General features: G+C 43.1%; 15 protein-coding genes and 4 tRNA genes. 2 read left to right on the plus strand and 17 right to left on the minus strand.

Features of this window, described 5'->3' with window-relative positions:
* Position 1: 1 nt before the first annotated feature.
* Both hemX and hemY read left to right on the plus strand, forming a co-directional pair.
* On the plus strand, positions 2–1,228 hold the full coding sequence (hemX, locus tag PSE69_RS09220; RefSeq protein WP_004915527.1) for a uroporphyrinogen-III C-methyltransferase: 1,227 nt from the start codon (positions 2–4) through the stop codon (positions 1,226–1,228).
* Between the two features lie 2 nt (positions 1,229–1,230).
* Positions 1,231–2,424 (plus strand): protoheme IX biogenesis protein HemY, encoded by a 1,194-nt coding sequence (gene hemY, locus PSE69_RS09225; protein ID WP_121874732.1) that lies wholly within the window; start codon positions 1,231–1,233, stop codon positions 2,422–2,424.
* A gap of 1,388 nt (positions 2,425–3,812) precedes the next feature.
* Here the strand turns inward: hemY and PSE69_RS09230 are convergent.
* The 17 genes from PSE69_RS09230 to wecA all read right to left on the minus strand — a co-directional run bounded on the left by PSE69_RS09230 (position 3,813) and on the right by wecA (position 18,969).
* Positions 3,813–3,889 (minus strand) — tRNA-Pro (locus PSE69_RS09230).
* A 30-nt stretch (positions 3,890–3,919) separates the two neighbouring features.
* Positions 3,920–4,005: transfer RNA gene (locus tag PSE69_RS09235), tRNA-Leu, on the minus strand.
* A 15-nt stretch (positions 4,006–4,020) separates the two neighbouring features.
* Positions 4,021–4,096 (minus strand) — tRNA-His (locus PSE69_RS09240).
* 81 nt (positions 4,097–4,177) lie between these two features.
* A tRNA-Arg gene (locus tag PSE69_RS09245) sits at positions 4,178–4,254 on the minus strand.
* Between the two features lie 155 nt (positions 4,255–4,409).
* Positions 4,410–5,798, minus strand: coding sequence for a bifunctional threonine/serine APC transporter ThrP (gene thrP / locus PSE69_RS09250; protein ID WP_004915515.1), 1,389 nt, complete (start codon positions 5,796–5,798; stop codon positions 4,410–4,412).
* A gap of 289 nt (positions 5,799–6,087) precedes the next feature.
* Positions 6,088–6,825, minus strand: a complete 738-nt coding sequence (wecG, locus tag PSE69_RS09255) for a lipopolysaccharide N-acetylmannosaminouronosyltransferase (RefSeq protein WP_004915511.1) — start codon at positions 6,823–6,825, stop codon at positions 6,088–6,090.
* 9 nt (positions 6,826–6,834) lie between these two features.
* Complete coding sequence (gene wzyE, locus PSE69_RS09260; RefSeq protein ID WP_004915508.1) at positions 6,835–8,190, minus strand: ECA oligosaccharide polymerase; 1,356 nt, start codon at positions 8,188–8,190, stop codon at positions 6,835–6,837.
* On the minus strand, positions 8,187–9,269 hold the full coding sequence (locus PSE69_RS09265) for a TDP-N-acetylfucosamine:lipid II N-acetylfucosaminyltransferase (protein ID WP_004915504.1): 1,083 nt from the start codon (positions 9,267–9,269) through the stop codon (positions 8,187–8,189). Before PSE69_RS09265 ends, wzyE begins: the two co-directional genes overlap by 4 nt.
* Positions 9,266–10,516, minus strand: coding sequence for a lipid III flippase WzxE (gene wzxE, locus PSE69_RS09270; RefSeq protein ID WP_004915501.1), 1,251 nt, complete (start codon positions 10,514–10,516; stop codon positions 9,266–9,268). Before wzxE ends, PSE69_RS09265 begins: the two co-directional genes overlap by 4 nt.
* A complete protein-coding gene (gene rffA, locus PSE69_RS09275; protein WP_004915497.1) occupies positions 10,516–11,646 on the minus strand; it encodes a dTDP-4-amino-4,6-dideoxygalactose transaminase in 1,131 nt (376 codons plus the stop codon). Before rffA ends, wzxE begins: the two co-directional genes overlap by 1 nt.
* Positions 11,633–12,373 (minus strand): dTDP-4-amino-4,6-dideoxy-D-galactose acyltransferase, encoded by a 741-nt coding sequence (gene rffC, locus PSE69_RS09280; protein ID WP_004915494.1) that lies wholly within the window; start codon positions 12,371–12,373, stop codon positions 11,633–11,635. The genes rffA and rffC overlap by 14 nt, the downstream gene beginning before the upstream one ends.
* Positions 12,351–13,232, minus strand: coding sequence for a glucose-1-phosphate thymidylyltransferase RfbA (rfbA, locus tag PSE69_RS09285; RefSeq protein ID WP_004915489.1), 882 nt, complete (start codon positions 13,230–13,232; stop codon positions 12,351–12,353). Before rfbA ends, rffC begins: the two co-directional genes overlap by 23 nt.
* 9 nt (positions 13,233–13,241) lie before the next feature.
* Positions 13,242–14,309, minus strand: coding sequence for a dTDP-glucose 4,6-dehydratase (gene rffG, locus PSE69_RS09290; protein WP_004915487.1), 1,068 nt, complete (start codon positions 14,307–14,309; stop codon positions 13,242–13,244).
* Complete coding sequence (gene wecC, locus PSE69_RS09295; protein WP_004915484.1) at positions 14,306–15,568, minus strand: UDP-N-acetyl-D-mannosamine dehydrogenase; 1,263 nt, start codon at positions 15,566–15,568, stop codon at positions 14,306–14,308. The genes rffG and wecC overlap by 4 nt, the downstream gene beginning before the upstream one ends.
* Complete coding sequence (wecB, locus tag PSE69_RS09300; protein WP_004915481.1) at positions 15,565–16,695, minus strand: non-hydrolyzing UDP-N-acetylglucosamine 2-epimerase; 1,131 nt, start codon at positions 16,693–16,695, stop codon at positions 15,565–15,567. Before wecB ends, wecC begins: the two co-directional genes overlap by 4 nt.
* Positions 16,696–16,790: 95 nt before the next feature.
* Positions 16,791–17,849, minus strand: coding sequence for an ECA polysaccharide chain length modulation protein (gene wzzE, locus PSE69_RS09305; protein ID WP_014657281.1), 1,059 nt, complete (start codon positions 17,847–17,849; stop codon positions 16,791–16,793).
* A gap of 31 nt (positions 17,850–17,880) precedes the next feature.
* Positions 17,881–18,969, minus strand: coding sequence for a UDP-N-acetylglucosamine--undecaprenyl-phosphate N-acetylglucosaminephosphotransferase (gene wecA / locus PSE69_RS09310; protein ID WP_004915476.1), 1,089 nt, complete (start codon positions 18,967–18,969; stop codon positions 17,881–17,883).
* Positions 18,970–19,561 lie beyond the last annotated feature (592 nt).

Consider the following 19,561-nt stretch of genomic DNA (forward strand, 5'->3'; position numbering starts at 1 on the left):
TATGACGGAACACAATAAATCTACCGAAACGGTCAACAACGATACTGTCGCGGATACCCCAAACAACCGCCAAACTAAGCCGTCTTCGGAGCAAAAACGTTCTGGTCTCATCGGTAGTGCCATCGCTATCGCTATTATCATCGCTATCGGCGGTGGTATTTATTATTTTACTCAACAAAGTAATACACAACTCGCTAATGAAAATAGTGAGTTAAAAAAACAGTTGAGTGAATTAATTGAACAACAAAAAGCGGATAGGCAACGTTTAGATTCTCTGGTCGCTTCACAGTCAGCACTAAGCTCACAAGCTCGCGAGTATGAAGATCAACTAAACCGCCGTATGCAAGAGCTACAAGCGCACGTCAATGCATTATCCAGTTCAGACGTAAAAAGCTGGTTACTGGCGCAAGCTGACTTTATGGTCAAAATGGCAGGCAGAAAATTGTGGAATGATCACGACCCAGTTACTGCCGCCGTACTTTTGAAAAGCGCCGATTCCAGCCTTGCAGAGATGAATGATCCTAGCCTTTTGGATATTCGTAAAGCGATTAAAAATGATATTGCTAGCTTAGCGGCTATCAACCAAGTCGATTACGACGGTATTATTCTACGTTTGAACCAGTTAAGTAATGAAGTTGACAACTTGCGCCTAAACGATATCAATAGCGGTGATGCCAAAGTTGATGATGACGAACAGGTCTCCGGTGATATTGCCGACTGGAAACAGAACTTATCACGCAGTTGGAAAAGCTTTACCAGTGATTTTATTACTGTACGTGCTCGTGATGGCTCTGAAGCGCCACTGCTTGCGCCAAATCAGGACATCTATTTACGTGAAAACATTCGTTCTCAATTACTCATTGCTGCACAAGCGGTTCCTCGCTATCAAGAAGAGACCTATAAGCAATCTTTAGAGCAAGTCTCTACTTGGGTACGTGCCTATTTTGATGTGAATGCACCGGCAACCAAAGCTTTCCTTGCTGAAGTTGATGAGTTACTTAATCAATCAATCGACACTGAAATGCCTGATACATTAGAAAGTCAGCCAAAACTTGAAAAAGTTATGCAGGCACGTGTTCGTAACCTACTTGCCCAATCAGAGGAAAGTGCAAAAGCGTCAGCAACCCCCGCAGTAAAGGAGGAAAAACAACCTTCTGAAACTGAGGCTAAACCCGAAAAATCAGAAAGTTCGGTCGTTACAGCACCAACTAATGAGCAGAAGGGGTAATTATGATTAAAGTATTCATCCTCTTTATTGTTCTGATCGCAGGCATTATCTTAGGGCCGCTATTAGCCGGTCACCAAGGCTATGTCTTCATCCGTACAGATAATTATGACATTACGACCAGTATCACCAGTTTAGTTCTGTCTTTTATATTACTACAATTCGTATTGCTCTTTTTAGGTTGGTGCTATCGTCGTTTTATCAGCACAACCTCTCGGACTAAAGGCTGGGTGAGTGGTCGTAAGTACCATAAAGCGCACTCGCAAACCCAAAAAGCCCTCTTAAAGCTAGCTGAAGGGGATTTCGATCAAGTCGAAAAGTTGATGAGTAAGCATGCTGACTTCTCTCAACAGCCTGTTATCAACTACTTACTGGCTGCTGAAGCCGCGCAACAGCGTGGTGATGAATACCGAACTCACCAATATCTCAATAGAGCCGCAGAAGTGGCTGGCAGTGATCAACTGCCTGTAGATATCAGCCGTGTTCGTATTCAATTAGCGGAAGATGAGGTCTATGCGGCTCGAACTGGCATCGACAAACTTCTTGATCAAGCCCCAAGACACCCTGAGATTTTACGCCTTGCCGAGCAAGCCTATCTACGTTCTGGCGCTTATCAAGCACTGATTGAGCTACTGCCTGTCATGGCAAAAGTCCAGCTGCACAGTGAAGATGAGTTAGAAGCCTTAAAGCTCAAAGCTTATAAGGGGTTAATGAACCAGTGTATGGCAGAAAACGGTAGCGAAGGTCTTAAAGATTGGTGGAAAGCACAGCCGCGTAAAATTCGCCATGAAATCGCATTACAATCTTTCTTAGCTGAACATTTAATTGAATGTAATGACATGGAAAGCGCTGAGAAAATTATTATTGATGGCTTAAAGCAACAATATGATGAGCGCTTATTACTGTTAGCCCCAAGGCTACGTAGTGATAAACCAGAGCAACTGGAAAAAGTGTTAAAACAGTTGGTTAAACAATCTGGAGCAACGCCATTACTCAATAGCACAATGGGGCAAATCGCCTTGCAGCATGCGCAATGGGAACACGCGGAGTCTTATTTCAAAGCAGCATTAGCACAGCGTTTCGATGCACACGACGCCGCTTGGCTAGCCGATGCGCTAGATAAGCTACATAAAGCCGAAGAAGCTGCAAAAATTCGCCAAGAAGCGTTGCTACATTCACTGAAGAAAGATCGAAGTTAATAACCGTAGCAATAAATATTTATAATAAAAAAGCTCCGTTCATATGCGGAGCTTTTTATTTGTTATTATTCCTTCTAAAAAGAATCATAGTTAATTGAATATTTTTTATTAACCATCTTATGATTAATAGCCAACCTACTTATTAAACCCATCTAAAAAAGAACTTAACTGTGCATTATGAAATTAAAAGCGCACAAATAAAGCTGAAAAATAATTGATTTTCGCATAACATCAAACAAAGCAACTGTTGTTCTGTAATATATCATTTACATAGTGTATAAATAATACATTGCCTTTGATTTAACCGGACTCAGGATATCTACATGAATGTAATTAAAACTATTTGGTGCTGGATTATTGCAACCCCAAATCGACTGCAAATATTTTTTGATCTTTTACTTCTCATTTTGTCACCCTTTGTTTTTATCACGATTATCGGTTTCAATACCGTTGATTTAAACAAAGACATCTTCATCATTACATTCATTATTCTTTGCTATACCTACATTACTCGTTGGTTTAGCAAATGGTTCTGTAACAGAAAAAATTAATCTAATGTATGATGTGAACTGATTTCCTCAAGCAACAAAATACGGTTCAAGAGGGGATCAGTTTTGGCTGATGAGTTCGCATGCAAAAAAAAAACACCTGCCAACAATGACAGGTGTAAATATACAATCAGGTCTACAGACGGATGGTGCCTCACTCAACGTTTCGTCCATGGGTTGATGAGAAGAGGATGAGCTCTTGTTCATCTATATTGGACAATAGGCACCGATAATCGGCTTTGCATCATTCCTAGATTTATGAAGCATTGCTATCATAATGAGTGGAATGAGCATCTACATAATAAGTAATGCAGGATGCGTGCCAACTTTTCCAAAACAGAAATATGGCTATTTTTTATCCCGTTTTTTTAGCAAGCCTGCGAGATGACATCGTTTTTTTCAAATATCCACTATTTTAGCCAGCGATACTCGCTATCCATCATGACGACAGCCCGACTTCGCTGTCTCAATTCAGAGACACCAAATAACTATTAGTTATTTATTAATATAAATCATGATGTTATATGTCTCCATTTGGAGACAGCAAAATATAGCTTTGTATCTATTTTACGACATCAACTATTATCAATGAAAAATAACCAATAAAAGCAATTAATTAGAGATAGTTTATTCCCCCCAAATAGCACGTCCAGTCTGCATTTAAAAACAGTGAAAAACATAGGGAAGTAAACAACATTTCAGGTCGAGGGATAATGACCACACAACAATCAAGTGCGAAAGATTAGATAAGCTAGGAGAGGAAAAGGATTGATTCCGCCGATAATGGGTATGCGCTAAAAAGCAAAAACCCCGCTTATTCAAAGCGGGGTTTTCTAAATTTGGTCGGCGAGAGAGGATTCGAACCTCCGACCCACTGGTCCCAAACCAGTTGCGCTACCAAGCTGCGCTACTCGCCGATACTATTTGAATTTTCTTCACTCTTTTCGTGGTGCGAAAGGGGGGACTTGAACCCCCACGTCCTGAGGACACTAACACCTGAAGCTAGCGCGTCTACCAATTCCGCCACCCTCGCAATGTCACAAAAGAATGGGGTGGCTAATGGGACTCGAACCCACGACAACTGGAATCACAATCCAGGGCTCTACCAACTGAGCTATAGCCACCATAACTTCACTTTATTCAAAGTGTTGCTATTATACTACATACAACATTGTCTTGCCAACCGTAGCCGCACGCTAATTTAATGGCGCGCCCGACAGGATTCGAACCTGAGACCTCTGCCTCCGGAGGGCAGCGCTCTATCCAGCTGAGCTACGGGCGCTTAACGCCGTTGCGGGTGTGGATAGTACGGATTTAATCACTCCCTGTCTAGTCCTTTTTTCAATAAAAATATCGATTGCTTGCCTTTTGCTCGTTTTGTCGATAAAGAGAGCATTTTTCCTCTCTTTATCACGAAAATGTTAAATAAAAATATCATCAAGAGTGGATTGTACTATCGCCTTTACCACGATTGATGATCCGGAGCAAAAAGTACAGGATAGACACTACCGCTAAAAAGATAGCGCCAACAATTAACGATAACCGCGTCTCAGGGTTAATCGCCATCCCTACCAACACACAAACTAAAAACAGTAAGGTGGCATAGTTCACCCAAGGAAATAAAATGGATTTAAATGGGTGTTGAGCTAGCTTATCTTTGTTTTGCTGACGAAAGCGGAGCTGACTAGTCAAAATAACCAACCAAGGCACCATACCGGGTAGAACGCTCGCACTATAGACATAAACAAAGACTTTCTCTGAGTCAGGAATAATATAATTTAAACTTGAGCCGACTAATAGGCACAGTATCGTGAAGCCAACACAGCGCGCTGGCACGCCATTACGTGTGAGTTTCAATAATGAAGGTGGTAGTTGCTTGTTTTGAGCTAACGCATACAGCATTCGCCCTCCACTGTACATGCCACTATTACAACCGGACAACGCGGCAGTTAGTACGACAAAGTTAATGACAGCCGCCGCCGAAACAATACCAACTTTCGCAAAGGTCAGTACAAATGGGCTACCTTGTTGACCAACTTCAGTCCAAGGAAACAAAGTCACGACAATAAAAATGGCGCCGACATAAAAAATTAAAATACGCCATAGAATATTATTGATCGCCTTTTTCAACGTAACCTGTGGATTTTTAGCTTCACCGGCGGTGATCCCCACTAGCTCTACCCCTTGGTAAGAAGCGACAACAATACATAATGCAAACAGGAACCCTTTCCAACCCCCCGCAAAAAAACCGCCATGCTCTGTTAAATTACCAAGGCCTATTGGCTCAAAATGGTTACCGATCCCAAGGAATATTAGCCCTAAGCCGATTAAAATCATGACAACAATAGTTGTCACCTTTATCATCGCAAACCAAAATTCTAGCTCACCATACAACCTAACCGCCGCAAGGTTCGCTAAGGCCACCAAGATAACAGCGGTTAAGGCAAATACCCACTGAGGTGCATCGGGGAACCAATAGGAAGCATAAGAGCCGATGGCGGTGATCTCTGAGATACCCACAGCCACCCACATAAACCAGTAGCCCCACGCCGTTAAACATCCCCAAAATGGGCTTAAATATTTATAACCAAAGGCAGCAAAAGAGCCTGTCACAGGCTCTACAAACAACATTTCCCCCATTGAGCGCATAATAAAAAAGACAAAAATGCCTGCAATAATATAGGCTAACAATACTGAAGGACCTGCCCACTTTAAGGTGCTCGCTGATCCCATAAAAAGGCCAACACCGATTGTTCCACCTAGTGCAATCAGCTCAATATGACGTGCCTCTAAGCCTCGCTGTAGCCCTTGCTGTGAATTCTCCATAAATTCCCCTGTCGTAACAAAAAAGATAAATCATGGCTTATGAGTATTTATAGTAATAAGCACAATCAATATTCATAAAAAGACTGTTTTATCAGTCGAAAAAAATGACATATTTCAGTGTTTGAACCGAAAGCTCGTAACTTACATGTATTTTTGATGAATTATAGGAATAATTGAAGAAAGAGACCAGAAGTAACGTTTATGTTATTAAAGGGAGGTGAAAATTGACAAGATGGTGACATGTCACAGCGCAATAAAGGTAACTTACGCCGTGACATGCTATGCCAAACTACAGCTTGCCACCATAGTAGTAAGCTAAAAATTTCAACAATTTAAACTGTCTTTTAATGCGGGTCGGCTGAGATAATAAGCGATATAACCACTCTAACCCTAAATTTTGCCAGACTTTAGGGGCGCGTTTTACGTGCCCAGTAAAGACATCGTAAGTGCCACCAACGCCCATATAGAGTGCATCTGGGTAAACTTTTCGACAATCGCGCATTAAGATCTCTTGCTTGGGTGACCCCATCGCGACTGTTACAATTTTTGCACCGCTGGCTCGAATTCGCTCAAACAGAGCATCTCTATCCTCTGCCGTAAAATAGCCATTTTGTGAGCCAACAATATTCACATTCCACTGTGCTCGTAGCTTATTCTCTGTTTGCTCAAGGATCTCCGGCTTACCACCGACTAAAAAAACAGGCGTGCCTTCTTTCCCTGCGCGTTCCATTAACGCTTCCCAAAGATCAGCTCCCGCTACACGAGAGACTTGCGCTTGAGGGTATTTACGGCGAATAGCGCGCACAATACTGATACCATCTGCATAGAGATATTCCGCTTGCCCAAGCAACGTATTTAATGCCGCATCCTTTTCTGCTGTCATCACTTTTTCAGCATTGATAGCCACCAGCGTACCTGATTTTGTTTCACCGTCTGCAAATAGGTGATCCAGAAAATGCGTCATATCTTTGAAGCCCCATATTTGGTGACCTCTGATACTATATTGTGGAATAGATTGCTGTTCCATAATGCTCCTTTAGCGGTCTCCGCGACGTTGGCTTCCTAAGTAAGAAGCTGTTTTTGCCCGAATAAGCCCCGCACTTTCAAATAACCAGTACAGTAATTTCGCCAGAATCAAACAAAGTCCGAAAATGAGGCAGAAAAAGACTACGCGTGACACGAAGGAGTCGACCCCTTCACGTGCTAACACAATGATGTTAAAAATAGCCCCAAAGCAAAAAGCTTGCATAATGGCGGCTTTATAGCGATTTGACTCTTTTAGGCTCATGCCGTAGATCCAGTCAAACCATTTAATGATTAACCCAACCACAATCGCGCCGAGTAGGATAAATGGCACGCCCCCCATCACCACTAATGAACCAATCAATGTAGGCGAAATTGCCAATCCAGAGTGGTTATTGAGCACTTCCCAAGTAAAGTAGTTTGCTGAGTTCAGTACCGTGTCAGGTCGCTCAGGCCATAACCACGATGGAATGAAGACATAAAAATCACGCACAATAGGCGCCAAACCTTGGAATTCTATCTTGTCATAGTGACTCAACAATAGAGCAAGGTTTTCCCATGGTGAGAAGGTATCTCGGGTCAGATATAAGAAGGTATAAAACGCCTCTGCACCACTCACATCTAGGCCATAGCGTTTTAACGCTAGCCAGAACATACCAATAATACTCGCGACACCTGCCGCCACTAGCATCCAAAGTGTGATCCACCTTCTGACGATACCAATAAACAAAAATAGGGCGAATGCAATAATGATATTGGCTCGCGTTCCGCCAACAATCACATACGTCAGAAAACCGAATGCAACGGTACTGACGAGAAAGAAAAGCCAGCGTTTTTGTGATGGCCGCAAGAAGTACACAATCAACATTGCAGGGATAAAGAAGTAGAAAAAGCGCTTTAGCGCGACCCCTGAAACCTGACTGGAGAATATTTGGCTATACGATTTAAGTTTGAACAGTAAAAAACCATTCTGTAAGAAAAAGATCCCTACTGTCACCACCGCAACCGCAATCAACAATAAGCAGGTTAGGTTCGTTTCCACTTTATTCATGGTGAAGAGCGGTCGCTTAGCAGTGGTCGCACTTTTGGTTAGGCGTGTTTTATAAGCAACATAATAAATAGCATAAAAACTGGTTGCCGCCAGTTGAGCGTAGAGCAAGTACTCAGCCGGAACGACTGCCACATCAAATTGGAAAACCAAAGCACAAGTCAGCGGAAAACCAAAATAAAATGTCAGTAAATACAACAGCGAAAAGAAAATATTAAAATTAAAACGTACACGTCGAAACTCTGTGTAGAGCAGTGTTCCGATAAAGATAATGGAGATTAGATAGACAAGCGATAAGCCCCCTAACTCGGCTAAGGTCATGCCTGCTCCTCCGCAACACCTAAAATCGTTTTCCAACCATCCGTAAAGTTAGGGGCAAAAAAATCGATATGTTGTTTATCCAGCAACGTCATTTGCCGCTGAGCCTCATCAACAAGGCCTAACGATAGCTCATCGCCATAGAAAAAGACGGGCACATTCTGTGCCGTTAAATCCTGCCAAAAGGTATTTTGTCGGCTGATCACAAACGGGATACCAAACTGGATCAACAGGCACAGCGTTCCCACCCCTTGTTGGCGATTAAAGATAAAATAGCCTAAATCACATGTCCTCAATAAATCGAGGTAATCCGCAAACGCCATCCGCTCTTTTAAGATACTGACTTGGTCTGCCTTAAATAGCGTTTGAGCCGCCTTCTCGACCTGTTGGATATAAGCTTGGTTATTATCCGGATACCCCATCGGTACGATGACCTTAACTTGCTCACCAAATTGCTGTTTAATCGCGCCCAGAGCCTCTATATGACGATTTGATTGATCACCTGAGTTACCTAATAGGATTGTCAATGTCTCGCCCTGACGCGCTGGACGCTCATTTAACGTCAGAGCAGGATCCATTCGTGTTGGGAAGTATAAAATTGAGGCCGGTACTTTTGGGTTAGATTGCTGGAAATAACATAAATCACCGCGGGTCGCACAAACGTGCCCCACTTTTTTTTGCGCCAAACGACGCAATACATAAAAAAGCTTAAACTTTAATGATTTTGACTCTTCATACAGGTCTGCCCCCCAAATATGCCACCAAAACTGGTGAGATTTAATTTTACCAAATAGGAGGGCTAACCAAATCGGCGCGTTAAACTGACCATGAAAGAAAAAACGTTCTCGGCGATCTGCCATTGCACGTTGGATCACCGCATTCGCTATCGCTTTTTTACTTTCAAAAACATCGATATTCAGCTTTGGATATGCAGCCGCAAGCTGAGTATCGCGACTAACCACCATAAAATGGGGTTTTTGTGACGCTGTATTTTCCTTACAGATCACGTCATTAAAAAACGTCAACACCGTTTGATTATGGTGAGGGAGTTCAGATCCCAGTACATGTATTAAGGTTGTCATACTCGCCTACGGTAAATCAAAAATACGCAACAACAGAGGAGAAAATACACGATATATGTCGCCATATAGGCTTGTGTTGCCCCTACAGCCCCGTGCATAGGTATCAGCCAATGGGAAAAGCCCATTAAGAGAATAAACTGGCTCACCTCAGTTAAAATATAAAAACGCAATGCTGCCTTCGCAATCACAAGATAACCAAAGACATATGCACCGACTTTCAGCACATCGCCCACTAATTGCCATGCGAATAAGTCTCGCATTCCATTAAATTTTTCAGAAAACAGCAACCAAATCGCAAAGTCACGTAATAGCCACACCATAAAACTGGCTACGGCGACAGCAGGTAACACAAATTTTAACGTCTTAAGGATCTCAGCAGAAATTTCATTTTTATGTTGTAGCCGAGAGAGTGTAGGCAGCAAATACACAGAAAATGTCGCGGTAATAAACTGCAAGTAAGCATCTGAAATTGTGCTAACCCCTGTCCATAAGCCTACATCATCCCAACTATATTGTGCTGCGAGCAAATTCCGCATCATGATATAGGCAACGGGCAAAGTCACCGACGTAATTAACGCCATAATGGTAAATTTGCCTAGGTTAGTCGCCACGGCTTTATCCCAAGCAGGCTTTAACATCGATAATGCAAACCGCTTACGGCGAATCATCATCAAGGCAGCAGGTAAAACCACTAATGCAGGAACCAATGCCAAGCCAGCTAAAGCGCCATCATAACCACCTAATGTGTAGCATAAATAATAGGCAACTACACCAATTATACTCCCAAAGATAATCGATTGAGCATTACCCGATGCGTCTCGATAACCTTTAAGGATCGCCAAGAAGTAGTTAGCGTAAGCAATGCCCATCTGAATAAAGGCAACCGCCTGAATAACAGATTGATAGTCCTTGCTGTCGAATAGCCCTTCACTTATTGGGCCACTAAAAAACAGGAATATCAGCGCTAATAATGTCGAAAAACCAAGAATAAGTGTTGATGATGTCCCTAATACCGCACGTAACTTTTCAGGGTCTTGATGGTGTTCTGCGACATATTTAGTCACACCATTAAAAATACCCGCTCCCGATAAAACACCCAACACTGTGATTAACTGGCGGAAGTTCCCCGCCAGACCAACCCCACTCGGGCCAAACGTGACTGCTAATAATTTGACGATAAGTAGGCCTGCCCCGATTTTTATCAGGGTAGACCCAGCAGTCCAAACTGAAGCTTTGGCTAACGACATTAGGCAAAAAACGCCTTAATTTTTGCAATTACCGTTTGTTGTTCATCATCTGTCATATTGTAGAACATAGGCAGACGCACTAAACGGTCACTTTCACTGGTCGTATAACGGTCTTCACCGTGGAAACGTCCAAACTCTTCCCCAGCAGGGCTAGTATGCAACGCAACATAGTGGAACACCGTTAAAACGCCATTTGATTTCATGTATTCATTAAAAGCAGTACGCTCTTCAACATCTTTTAGCTTGATGTAGAACATATGGGCGTTATGCACTAACCCTTCGGGCACGATAGGTAATGCAAGTTTACCTTCCTGCGCTAATGGTGATAACGCCTCATAGTAGCGTTGCCATAGTAGCAATCGGCGATCATTGATTTTTTCAGCTTCTTCAAGCTGAGCCCACAAATAAGCCGCTTGTAAATCTGACAAGAGATAGCTGGAACCAATATCACGCCAAGTGTACTTATCTACCTGACCACGGAAAAACTGACTGCGGTTAGTTCCTTTTTCACGGATCACTTCGGCACGGTTAATCAACGACTTATCATTGACCAGTGTTGCCCCGCCTTCACCACCTGACGAGTAGTTTTTCGTTTCGTGGAAACTATAGCAGCCGATATGACCAATAGTACCTAATGCTCGGCCTTTGTATGTCGACATAACACCTTGTGCCGCATCTTCAATCACAAATAGGTTATGTTTTTTCGCGATAGCCATGATGGTATCCATTTCGCAAGCGACGCCCGCATAATGGACTGGAACGATAGCACGAGTACGTTCGGTGATTGCAGCTTCAATTTTTGTTTCATCCATGTTCATGGTGTCTGGACGTACATCCACGAAAACAATGGTAGCCCCTCTTAATACAAACGCATTTGAGGTAGAAACGAAGGTAAAGCTTGGCATGATCACTTCATCACCAGGCTTGATGTTAATTAGGATCGCCGCCATCTCTAACGAAGCGGTACAAGAAGGTGTTAACTGGACTTTAGGGCAATCAAAGCGCTTTTCCATCCACTCTTCACAACGTTTTGTAAAACCACCATCACCACATAGCTTGCCGCTTTCCATGGCTTGCTTCATATACGTTAATTCAGTTCCTACAACGGGTGGTTTATTAAATGGAATCATGTTGTCCCCTATATAACCAATAAGCAGTGCTAGCAACCGAAGCACCACTACGTGAATAAAGATTTAATGCCGCAATGTTGCTGATTTGGGTAGCCACATTTAACTGTCTTTTTTCGTGTTGCTCACACCAGACAACGGCTGCGGACATCAATTTACGGCCAATTCCTCGCCCAGTAGCGCTAGGCATAACAGCGAGTAGGCCGATACGCGCTGTGTCATCATCAAGGTGTCTCAAACTCACAAAGCCTAAGATATCCCCCGACGCGTCTTTTACTAATAAACAAGTATGGTCAAATGTGCCTAAAACCGCTTTTTCTATCCATAGTGCATAAAAACGCCCGCTGTCGCCTTCACGATACCAAGGAGACCGAAAACGGCTTTGGCTAAACACTTGTGCCGCCGCATGGCGTAATACAGGAATATCTTCCGCAACAGCGGGTTCAACCCGATCTGTTGCCACTAATCGACTTTTTAAATAAGCATTTTCTGTGCCAATAGTCAGCGCAAAATCAATTTCACCTTCGACGAGAGAGAAACCAAGCTGCATTAGCCCATCTAAACGCTCAGTATCACTAGCAAGTATCTTGGCTTGAGTAATAGCATAACCGTCTAATTGGCTTGCAAGAACCGTCTCAGCGTGTGGCGCTGCGAAATCTAATTTCGCCGTAGGGAGTCCGAAAAAATCAGACTCCCATTGTAGACAATCAATACTGGCGCGGACGGACACGGAGGAGATCCTCTAAATATTGGCCATAACCCGTTTTACTCAGTTGTTTTGCCGATGCCTGAACTTGCTCATCAGACAACCAACCATTACGCCATGCAATTTCTTCTAAACAGGCGACTTTGAAACCTTGACGTTTTTCAACTGTTTGTACAAAAGTACCCGCTTCAATTAAGCTATCGTGAGTGCCCGTATCTAGCCATGCAAAGCCACGCCCCAACAGTTCGACGTTTAGCTCACCTTTGTCCAAATACATTTGGTTGATAGAGGTAATTTCCAGCTCCCCTCGCTCTGAAGGTTTCACCTGCTTAGCGAAATCAACGACCTGATTATCGTAGAAATAAAGCCCCGTCACCGCCCAGTTAGAAAGCGGCTTTTTCGGTTTTTCTTCGATGGATAACACTTTGAAGTCATCATCAAACTCCACCACACCAAAACGCTCTGGATCCATAACTTGATAACCAAATACCGTGGCACCTTGTGTTCTTGCCGCAACGGATTTCAGTTTTGGACTAAATGAATGACCAAAGAAGATGTTGTCACCTAGCACCAAGCAGCATGCATCACCATTGATAAACTCTTCACCAATAATAAACGCTTGAGCAAGGCCATCCGGTGAAGGCTGCTCGGCATAACTCAGCTGAATGCCAAACTCATGTCCATCACCAAGTAAGCGTTTAAACATGGGCAGATCATCCGGAGTAGAAATAATCAATATCTCCCGGATCCCTGCCAACATCAGTACTGACAATGGATAATAGATCATCGGTTTATCATAGATAGGTAATAACTGTTTCGAGATGCCCCGTGTAATCGGATGCAAACGCGTTCCCGAACCACCAGCCAATATAATCCCTTTCATGATCCCCCCTTAAGCGCCTAAACCAAGGCGTTCTCCTGCATAAGAACCATCTTGCACACGACGCCACCAAGTTTCGTTATTCAGATACCACTGCACTGTCTTACGGATCCCTGATTCGAATGTTTCTTGAGGCGTCCAACCTAATTCACGTGCGATTTTATCGGCATCAATGGCATAGCGCATGTCATGACCCGGCCTATCCGTCACATAAGTGATAAGGTCACGGTAATGTGCAACCCCTTCTGGCTTCTGCGGATGAAGTTCTTCAAGTAGCTCACAAATAGTCTCGACCACATCAATATTACGACGTTCATTGTGACCACCAATGTTATAAGTGGTACCCGGCTGTGCTGTCGTTGCCACCAAATATAAGGCGCGAGCATGGTCTTCAACAAATAACCAATCGCGGATCTGCTCACCTTTGCCATAAACAGGTAATGGCTTACCTGCTAACGCATTGATGATAATCAGTGGGATCAGTTTTTCTGGAAAATGGTATGGCCCATAATTATTTGAGCAATTGGTGATCATGGTTGGCAGGCCATAAGTACGCTGCCAAGCCCGCACTAAATGGTCACTCGATGCTTTAGAAGCCGAATAAGGGCTGCTTGGCGCATAAGGCGTGGTTTCAGTAAAGAAACCGTCCGGCCCTTCCAAATCGCCATACACTTCGTCAGTTGAGATGTGATGGAAACGGAATTGCGCTTTTTTCGCGGCATCTAAGCCCATCCAGTAATGACGAGCCGCCTCTAATAGCGTGTATGTACCGACAATATTGGTTTCAATAAAGGCGGCAGGGCCATCAATAGAGCGGTCAACATGGCTTTCTGCGGCTAAATGCATCACGGCATCGGGTTGATATTTCGCAAAAACGCGGTCTAACTCAGCGCGATGGCAAATATTCACTTGCTCAAACGCATAGCGGTCGCTATTTGACACCTCACTGAGTGACTCTAAATTGCCCGCATAAGTTAAACAGTCTACGACAACCGCACTGTCGTTAGTATTTTCAATGATATGACGAACAACCGCAGAGCCGATAAAACCGGCTCCACCTGTGATTAGTATGCGTTTCAACGCCAAACTCCTTTGGTATCCACAACCCATTTTTGCTGAATCAATGAACCTTGAATGGCTTTAAATTGGTTATGATCCACCAGCATTAAAATCACATCAGCATTGGTGATTGCATCTTCAATCGATGCCAGCTCTACAATGCCTTTTAGTGCCGTTGGCAATTCATGGATATGTGGCTCAACCGCATACGTTTTACCTTTATTCCAGCTCGCCACCATTTTCGTGATATGCATCGCTGGGCTTTCACGCAAATCGTCAATATTGGGTTTAAATGATAGACCAAAGCAGGCAATAGTCACTTCGCTCGCCTTTTTACCTGTTTCAGCTAAACAATCTGCCACCGCAGCTTTGACCTGATCAACAACCCAAATTGGTTTGCCATCATTGACTAAACGCGCGGTGTGGATCAAACGAGACTGTTGTGGGTTTTGTGCCACAATGAACCATGGGTCAACGGCAATACAGTGTCCACCAACACCTGGGCCCGGCTGTAGAATATTGACGCGAGGGTGACGATTCGCCAAACGGATCAGTTCCCACACATTGATATCTTGTTCGGCACAAATCAGTGAGAGTTCGTTTGCAAATGCGATGTTCACATCTCGGAAGCTGTTTTCTGTCAGCTTACACATCTCGGCGGTTCTTGCATTCGTGATAACACATTCGCCTTCAAGGAAAATGTTATACAGCTCGCTCGCACGTAATGATGATTTTGGCGTCATACCACCAACAACACGGTCATTTTTAATCAATTCAACCATGACTTGACCGGGTAATACACGCTCAGGGCAATAAGCCACATCAATGTCCGCCGCTTCCCCTGCTTGGTGAGGGAAAGTGAGATCAGGACGCGCTTGAGCCATCCATTCAGACATCTGTTCAGTCGTGCCAACAGGAGAAGTAGACTCTAAAATGACTAAATCCCCTTTTTTCAATACCGGAGCGATAGACTCTGCGGCTGCTCTTACATAAGTAAGATCAGGTTCATGTTCACCTTTAAATGGGGTTGGCACTGCTATCAAATAGGCATCGGCAGGCTGTGGTTTAGTAAAAGCTTTCAGATGACCTGCTTCAACCGCGCTTTTTACGACGAGGTCAAGCTCTGGCTCGACAATATGGATTTTCCCCTGATTAATGGTATCAACCGCATGCTGGTTGACATCAACGCCAATCACTTGCTTTTTGCGTGACGCAAAAGCGGCTGCTGTTGGCAAACCAATATAACCAAGGCCGATAACAGAAATAGTTTCAAAACTCATAATTTCACCTGATTGCTTTTTAGTGCTTCAAGAATACGCTGACAAGCATGACCATCCCCATAGGGGTTATGCGCGCGGCTCATTGCATGATATTCCGCTTCATCTGTCAGTAACCGGTTAACTTCTGCAACAATTTTTTGTGTATCTGTACCCACAAGACGCACTGTTCCAGCTTCAACAGCTTCAGGGCGTTCTGTGGTATCTCTCATAACTAAAACAGGTTTGCCTAGTGATGGCGCCTCTTCTTGGATCCCGCCAGAATCGGTCAAGATCAGGTAGGCATGGTTCATCAAATAGACAAAGGGTAAATACTCCTGAGGAGTAATCAGAATAATATTATCAATGCCATGTAAAATACGTTTTACGGGTTCACTGACATTCGGGTTTAAATGCACAGGGTAAACCACCTGAACATCAGGATGGCTTTGTGCAATTTCAGCCAAAGCATGACAAATACGTTCAAATCCACCACCAAAGCTTTCACGGCGATGGCCTGTGACTAAAATCATTTTCTTATTGGGATCAATAAACGGGTAATTCGCCGCCAATTTATCAGCCATGTGCTGGTCGCTCATCACTTTGTCGCGAACCCACAGCAAAGCATCAATCACACTATTTCCCGTCACAAAAATATGATTGTCGGGAATAGACTCTTTTAGTAAGTTTTGACGCGAATTTTCAGTTGGCGCGAAATGGTACATTGCAAGGTGCCCCGCAATCTTACGATTCGCTTCCTCTGGCCATGGTGAGTAGAGGTTACCTGTACGTAAGCCTGCCTCCACATGGCCAACAGGAATACGGTGGTAGAAAGCCGCTAAGCTCGTTGCCATTGTCGTCGCAGTATCCCCATGCACTAACACCACATCAGGTTGGAAATCGGCAAATACGTTTTTCAACCCTTCAAGAATACGACACGTAATATCGGTTAAATCTTGCCCTGGCTTCATAATATTGAGATCGTAATCGGGAGTAATCTCAAATAGCTTCAGTACCTGATCGAGCATTTCTCGGTGCTGGGCCGTCACACAGACTTTGGCTTCAAAAGCCGCATCCTTAGCAAGTGCATGAACCAACGGTGCCATCTTAATGGCTTCTGGTCGAGTGCCGAATACAGTCAATACTTTCACAGTGACTCTCTTATATTTATCTAATGCAGTTAGCTGCTTTTATTTATAATGACATTACACAGTGGCTGACATCATCGACAGCCACCTATTCAAAATCAGGACGGGCGACGGCGTGCAAGTACCACACCAGCACCAACCAATGCACCGATAGCTCCCCATAGAACCATCATAAAGGCTCTACGTGGGCTGTCACGTTTGACGGGGTCTTCAGGTGTTCTCAAATAGCGATAAGCCTGAAAACTGTCTTGGAGAGTGGGACCAACACTCAGTGTAGATAACATTGCGATGTTTTGGTCATAATCAGTGTCGTGATCAGGGCCTGTCGCTTTTAATGTTTCAATCTGAGCTTCAAGTAATGGAACCCCTAATAGGAACATTTTAGAATCAGGAATTTCATCAACTGGTGCCGAGCTTTGATTACGCGAAATTCCCTGCTTTTGCGCAACTTTCAATGCTTGTTCGAGTAAATTTAAGCGTCTTTCATACGCAGCTTGAGCAACCATGTCTTCGCGTTTCACTAACGCTTTCATTGATTGCATTTTCGTTGCCCACGTTCCCTTAATTTCATCATTCAAGTTGGCTGTTGCACGTTGGTTAGCAAACTGTATGTACTCACGTAAAAGCTGATTAGCATCCGTGGACGTTTCCGCAATCAACTTAATGCTATCAGTGAGATTTTTTAGATTATCCGCGGGCGTGAATTCAATATTGTTAATCAATTCATCCAATAACGCCGCATCTGCTTTAGGGTCATTCTCTAAACGCTGCTTATAATAATCCGTCGTTAACCAAAACTGACGACGGGTATCATAAGAACCCACTTGCTTAATAAACTCTTGGTAAGCCTCATTCGCAATCGTTGGCAATTGCCCTTCTTGACCCGTCGAGTTAATACGGGAATCCAAGTTTCGTAAAAACTGTTGTTGCGAATAATAACTACCCAAATTGTTCACGGTTGGCAGGTCTGTGATCGCGGTTGAACTCCATTTTTGCTGCATAAAATAGGATGCACCCAACGCAATAGCGGCGAAAATCACCGCAAATGCCACGATCCAAATTTTACCTTGCCACAAAGAGCGGCATAAACCACGGATATCCAATTCCGGTTCTATCGGCGGCTGATACTGATTAGGTTGCGTTTCTGAGTTTTTCACTGCACAGAACCTCTATTATTTCCGTTTGTCGTTACCGTACTGCACCACCTCTACGCATACGACGTCTGACGCGCTTAATAAAACGAGCTACTTTCCATGCCCGTTTGATGCAGTAACCATACATAAAGAATACAAGCAAAAACAATGCCAACATGACCCATTCAGGCACAAATGTTAAGCGTTCACCAATAATTCCTATACATGCCAAAATGGCTGCTGCCAGTGTAATCAGAACAAAAGCCCCTCTTGGGCTAAAACCTGAACGCATAATCAAGTGATGAATGTGCTGACGGTCAGGTGAAAATGGACTCATACCTTTACGGATACGACGGTACATAATCGCCACCATATCCATCAATGGGATCGCAATAATCCATAATGCTGTCACAGGGTTGATTGGACGCCCTGCTTCCTGAGTTGATTCGACTAGGATCCAAATAATTGTAAAACCAATCAGTGTGCTTCCCGCATCACCCATAAAGACTTTAAAACGACGACCTAGTACACCTAAATTTAGGAAGATATAAGGAAGGATAGCTGCAATAAAGGCAAAACACCAAAATGCTAATCCATAATTGCCATTTTGATATAACAAAAAGCCTAATGCACCGAAAGAGACACAAGATAGCCCACCGAGTAACCCATCAATACCATCAACCATGTTGAACGCATTAATAGCTGCCCAAACAGCAAACAGTGTCACGATATAACCAAATGGCCCAAGCACTAACTCCCATGGCCCAAACGCATGACCTAATGACTCTAGTTTTAAGTCAGCCACGGTCATCATGACGACAGCGACTACGGCTTGTACACCTGCTCTTAACTTAACACTGATATCAAACCGGTCATCTAACGCACCAATCAATACCAATAAGCCTGCACAGATTAAATATAACCATTTATGGGGTATATATTCTTCTGTAATAACAAACGCGAAGCAGATACCAAAAAAGACCGTTATCCCCCCAACTAAAGGGACCAGACCTACGTGTTTTTTTCTGAAGTTAGGTTTATCAACCAGCCCGATCTTCGTTGCCACAACTCGAGCGATAAAAATAAACACTAACGTGAACAAAAAAACGTAAAAAAGACTAGCAATAAATTGTGCGGTGTCCACGAGTCAACTCTCTTATTTTTTTATCTAACCAACCTAAAACCACAATGCCTTAGCTTATATTGCCTCAATAACAGGCAGCTAAGGTATTATCATCTCAAAAGAGATAAGTTCCATAAGACGAGTCTTCAATAACTATCACAATAACCCCTATAAAGGCTTACCTAGTTGTTATTAGTGTAGCTTTTGTTCAATCATGTCTTATTAATGGATTTTATACTTAATGAAAGCAAGATGCATGCCATAAAGAACAATGCTTCTCTATGATTATAATTTTAGGCTGTTTTTCGTTTAATAAATGAACCTTTCCCAACCAATCAGAAAATGCCATTACGTAAATGATATCGTCATTAAATAAATACATGAAATACATGTATTAACTTAAAACAGTCAAACTTTGAATAAAACAATAAATCTATTTCATCCAACAAATCGATTTTCCATTTTGTGGCGACAAAAATCCAATATAAAAAGTACTATTTTTTATATAATTACTATTCTATTACTGTGAATGGCATCTCAATATTATAAATTGTTATCATCCAATGGTGAGTAAGTTGAATTTATATAAAAACATAACTTAAATTTAATTTAC

Source organism: Providencia sp. PROV122 (genome assembly GCF_028482365.1).
Classification (GTDB): domain Bacteria; phylum Pseudomonadota; class Gammaproteobacteria; order Enterobacterales; family Enterobacteriaceae; genus Providencia; species Providencia stuartii.